Below are 4,828 nucleotides of genomic sequence, written 5' to 3' on the forward strand. Positions count from 1 at the left end.
GCATTGTTCGAGCAAAATCGGAATGAGATTGTTTCCAGCTTTCATGTTTCTAAAAACTTATGACGATTCACTTAGAATTGAAAAGATTACTGAAAATCAACAGTACCCCAATCCGCAAACCCAACCCGGAATCTACACACCAGTAAAGAAGCGGAATAACCAACAAGTAAAACTCTTCATTCCCCAAAAAAGTGATCCCCTTAAAAATTGGGGCCAACGCAGCAAACCCACCCTGCAGGTTTTGAATAAAATCAAGTTCACTTAGAAGAAATGGATCCATCTTATCATCCCTGCAATGAAGTGATTGACTTGTTCATACACCCAACATTGAACCCTGCCATTGACGGCTAAAGCAAAAGTATTGTACACTAAAATCATGCTCAATTCTTCAAAACGCTGGTGGGATCTTTTATCGGTATCCCTCTTCCTGGCCGCGTTGATTACCGTTACCTACCGGTTAGCAGATACCCGCTGGACCGACAATCTGGAGATTGTGATTGGGCTGGCATTGATTGGCGCAATCATCGGGCTGGCGTTGGGATACAGCCGATTCAGCCCTCAAACTGCTGGCCTTTTTGGCTTCCTGTTTACCCTCTTCTTCATCACCTGGCAATTGGGGGAACTAACCCCCAGCAATTACATCTGGCTGGAACGGTTGTGGCTGTTGGGTGACCGCATGTGGCAGAATCTGGTTCTTTTTCTGCGTAACCAGCCGCTGAACGACTCAATTTTATTCCTTGCCAACATGGCCCTGCTGTTCTGGCTGGTGGGCATTTCCACCGGCTACCAGCTGACCCGTTATGGTAAGCCCTGGCAGGGTTTGGTTGTGCTGGGAATCGCGCTGGTAGTGATTGACCTTTACCACCCGCCGCTTGCCCAAAGCGGGGTCGCCACCGCCATTTTTGCCGTTCTGGCTTTGCTCCTCTTCAGCCGCATGAATTACCTCAAAAATGCCCGCCAGTGGGAAGAAGAAGAGGTCGGTGTGGATACCGACACCGGATTTAACTTGATGCGCAGCAGTTTAATCATCCTTGTGCTGCTGGTTATTTTTGCCTGGAATGCTCCGCGTATCGTCCGCGCAGTTGTCCCAAACAGCCCCGAGCGCCAGCAGATGATTCAATCCTTGCAATCCCTGCGGGAACGGTTCCAAAATGTTACCAATCCATTAAGGGGCTCGGTTGCTGTACTGGATGAATATTATGCCGATGAGTATGCCCTTGGCACCGGCAGCCAGCTGACGGATGCCACCGTTTTTACCGTTCAAGCCAGTATCACCCAGCGAATAGGGGTGCCCTACTACTGGCGCATCCGCAGTTATGACTATTACGACAATGGCCGTTGGGAAAGCACAGTAACCAATCAGCAATCCCTGCGCGTTGGTTCACCTCCCCTCGATTATCCGCAGTACAGCCGGCGCTTCAATGTGCGCTTCGACTTCCGCCCTGTCCGCAATTTGAGTATGGTCTATGTGCCGGGATTGCCGGTCGGGCTCAACCGCAATGTTTTGCTGGTTTACGACGGTTCAGAACCCGGCAAGGTTGAAGATGTGATTACCGTGCTTGCCGATCCCGATATCCCCCCCGGCAGCACCTATCAGGTGACTTCCTCGATTGCCTCCCCCACAATTGCCGCCCTGCGGGAAGCTGGCCAGGATTACCCTCAATGGGTAGTAGACCGCTACCTTCAATTACCGGATGACCTGCCCCAAAGTATTCGCGACCTTGCCGCCGAGATCACAGCCGGCCTGGAAACCCCTTATGACAAAGCCGCTGCCATCACACAATGGCTGAGGGACAATATCGCCTATTCCGCAACTATCCCAAACCCGCCAACCGGCAGAGACCCGGTTGAGTGGGTGTTATTCGAACATAAACAAGCCTTTTGTAATTACTATGCCTCGGCAGAAGTACTGATGCTGCGCTCGCTGGGCATACCCAGCCGCTGGGTCATCGGTTATGCTCAGGGATTTCTCGACGAAGAAGAAGACTTTTACTGGGTGCGCGACTTAGACCGCCATGCCTGGCCGGAGGTTTTCTTCCCCGGCATCGGCTGGATTGAGTTTGAACCAACCGCTTTCCAATCCCCCATTGAGCGGCCCAGTGGGGCAGGCGCAGAAGACCGTACCCCACTTCCCCAGCCCAACCCCAATCAGCCGCAATTACTGGATGAATTTGAGGAAGCCACGCGTTTTGACGAAAATCAAGCCTCAGGTCCGGTAAATTTACAAACCACACCGCTGGTCAGCGCTACACTGATCATCCTGGGTTTGCTGATTGCAGGAATAGTTATCTTTCTGGTCGCAGCCAACGGACGCAGACGCCGCTGGTTCCCTCAGCAAAGTTTTCCGGCATTTTTAGAAACCAGCCTGCGAAAACGCGGTTGGCGCATCCCGCGGTGGCTGGAACAATGGTCGTACTACACTCAACTGGCACCCGTTCAGCGCGCTTTTTACAGCATTCACTGGCTGTGCCATTTGTTCAAAATCCCCATCACCCCCGCCCAGACCCCTGCGGAACAAATTCAAACGCTCATTAACCACCTGCCGGAAAGCGAAACCTCTGCTCTTCAGCTTTTGCAAGAATACCAGAAAATTGCTTACAGTCCTTATCCAGCCGATACAGCCGTTGCTCAACAATCTGCCCGGCTGATCTGGAAACTGGCATTTCAAAATCGCGGTAAAATGATTCTGGCGAAATTAGGGGGGAAACCCCTTGAAAGCAACGCTTAAATTCCCATTCAGGAAGTAATAAAAATTGAGTGATCACAAATCTGCTTTGCAGGGTGATCAGCTGGCAACCAATCTGGAAAAGTTGAGATCAGCCTGCTACTCCATTTACAATTACCTGCAGACCAACCGTCCTGCTGCGCTACCCACTTCATTCTTTGAAACCGTAGTGGCAATTAATGCGCTGGTAAAGAAAATCAACGCGCAATTTGAAGAACTGGAAGAAGAACGTCGCAGCCTGATGGCGCTCGCCGGCATGGGACAGGTGATCAACACCTCGCTGGAATTGAACACCGTTCTTCAAATTGTCATGGATACGATTATTCGGCTTACTGGCGCAGAACGCGGCTTCTTAATGTTGAAGGACGAGGAAGGTAACCTGATCACCCGCATTGCCCGCAATTGGGTTCAGGAATCGCTGAATACCACCGAACTCCACATCAGCTTCACAGTTATTGACCGGGTCGCCGGGGAAGGCTTGCCTGTGCTCACCACCAATGCACAGGAAGACCCGCGTTTTGGCAAACAGGACTCCGTCATTGCTCACAACCTGCGTTCGATCATGTGCGTACCGCTGAGGGTCAAGAGCGAAGTAACCGGCGTCATCTACGTGGATAACCGTATTCGGAGTGGTCTGTTCACCTCCAAACAGCTGGATTTGCTGGCCGCTTTCGCCAATCAGGCAGCGGTTGCCATTGAAAACGCCCGCCTGTTTGCCTCTGTCCAGCGAAGCCTTGCCGAAGTAACCGAATTGAAGAGTCTGATGGACAAGGTGTTTGCCTCCATCGCCAGCGGAGTGATTACCGCCGATATTGAAGGGAATATCCTGTTGTGCAACCGGGCAAGCGAACAAATTCTCAACCAGACTGCGCCGGAGTTGAGCAGCCAAAAGTTAAGGGATATTCTCACTTCACTCTCCCCGGCGCTGCTGCCCGAACTGCTCCACGTGCTGCAAACAGACCAGCCTGTGCTGGGTCTGGAAATTTCCCCAGCCATCGCCGGGCGTGGACGAATTGATTTACGCATCAGCATTACCCCTGTAAAAGATGGACAGCAGCAAACCCAGGGCATTGCGCTTGTGCTGGATGACCTGACCGAGAAAAAACAGCTGGAAGCACAGCGTCGTCTGTTTGAAAAAATGGTCTCGCCGGCAGTCATTCGCCAATTGAACCCCGACAGCCTTATTTTGGGCGGACAGCGCAAAGAAATCACCGTATTATTCGCCGATATTCGCGGATTTACCACCATCAGCGAGAGTTTATCGCCGGAAGAACTGGTCTCCATCCTCAACCGTCACCTTGCAGCAGCGGCCGAAGCCATTTTGCAGGAAGAGGGAACCATTGACAAGTTCCTGGGTGATGCAGTTATGGCATGGTTTAATGCCCCGATCCGCCAGCCCGACCATGCCCTGCGTGCAGTGCGGGCAGCCTTGCTCATGCGCGACTCGCTCAAAGCCCTTCATCTGCAATTGCCAGCAGCACAACGCCTTTCTTTTGGCATTGGCATTCACACCGGAGAAGCCGTGCTGGGTTTAATCGGCAGCGAAAAACGCCTGGAATACACCGCCATTGGGGATTGTATCAATACCGCCAAACGAATTCAGGAAAATGCACGCGCTGACCAGATTTTGATCACTCAGTCGGTGGTTGACCGGCTGGGGGGATATGCGGTCTATCAGCCGGTACAGGCAATTCAGGCAAAGGGCAAACGAGAACCGATTCAGGTATACGAGGTCAACTTCTTAACAATCTGAGTTCGGCATCCATATTTACGCTCTGCCAGAGATGGATTTTTTGCCCGCTCACCCAAAAGCGGCTTTGGGGTGTATCAACTGCGCCTGCTGCCGTTTTTGTACCAGATGCGTTCAATGACCATCAAAACTTGCTGCAATCCGAGGCGGATTGGCGGGATTTCAAGGTACTCGCTATCGGTATGGGGAGCGCCGCCGCGCGTTAGCCCGAGGCATACCGCAGCAATCCCCCGGCTGAGGGGGATGTTGGCATCCGTCGAGCCAATTTCCAACACCGCCGGTACGTGCAGTTCGGCAAGACACTCCAGCGCCAGTTTGACCAGCGGATGAGAAGGGCGAATGCTAGATCGGAA

At 52.3% G+C, this 4,828-nt stretch carries 3 protein-coding genes and 1 pseudogene; 3 read left to right on the plus strand and 1 reads right to left on the minus strand.

Annotation, left to right across the window (positions count from 1 at the left end):
* The 3 genes from VAE48_RS15055 to VAE48_RS15065 all read left to right on the plus strand — a co-directional run.
* On the plus strand, positions 1–265 hold a 265-nt coding region (locus tag VAE48_RS15055; RefSeq protein ID WP_322794153.1), incomplete at its 5' end, for a hypothetical protein.
* 111 nt (positions 266–376) lie between these two features.
* The gene (locus VAE48_RS15060) at positions 377–2,728 is read left to right on the plus strand and encodes a transglutaminase domain-containing protein (protein WP_322794154.1); all 2,352 of its coding nucleotides are present in this window, start codon (positions 377–379) and stop codon (positions 2,726–2,728) included.
* Between the two features lie 25 nt (positions 2,729–2,753).
* Positions 2,754–4,478, plus strand: coding sequence for an adenylate/guanylate cyclase domain-containing protein (locus VAE48_RS15065; RefSeq protein ID WP_322794155.1), 1,725 nt, complete (start codon positions 2,754–2,756; stop codon positions 4,476–4,478).
* A 74-nt stretch (positions 4,479–4,552) separates the two neighbouring features.
* On the opposite strand, the pseudogene VAE48_RS15070 reads toward VAE48_RS15065, so the two are convergent.
* Positions 4,553–4,828, minus strand: a pseudogene (locus VAE48_RS15070) (hypothetical protein); the annotation flags it as partial.

The sequence above is a fragment of the Bellilinea sp. genome (assembly GCF_034432615.1).
In the GTDB taxonomy this organism is placed as follows: domain Bacteria; phylum Chloroflexota; class Anaerolineae; order Anaerolineales; family Anaerolineaceae; genus Bellilinea.

Excerpts from the sequence above, each read along its gene's own strand:
- VAE48_RS15060 (WP_322794154.1), top strand. The coding sequence starts at position 377 with ATGCTCAATTCTTCAAAACGCTGGTGGGATCTTTTATCGGTATCCCTC.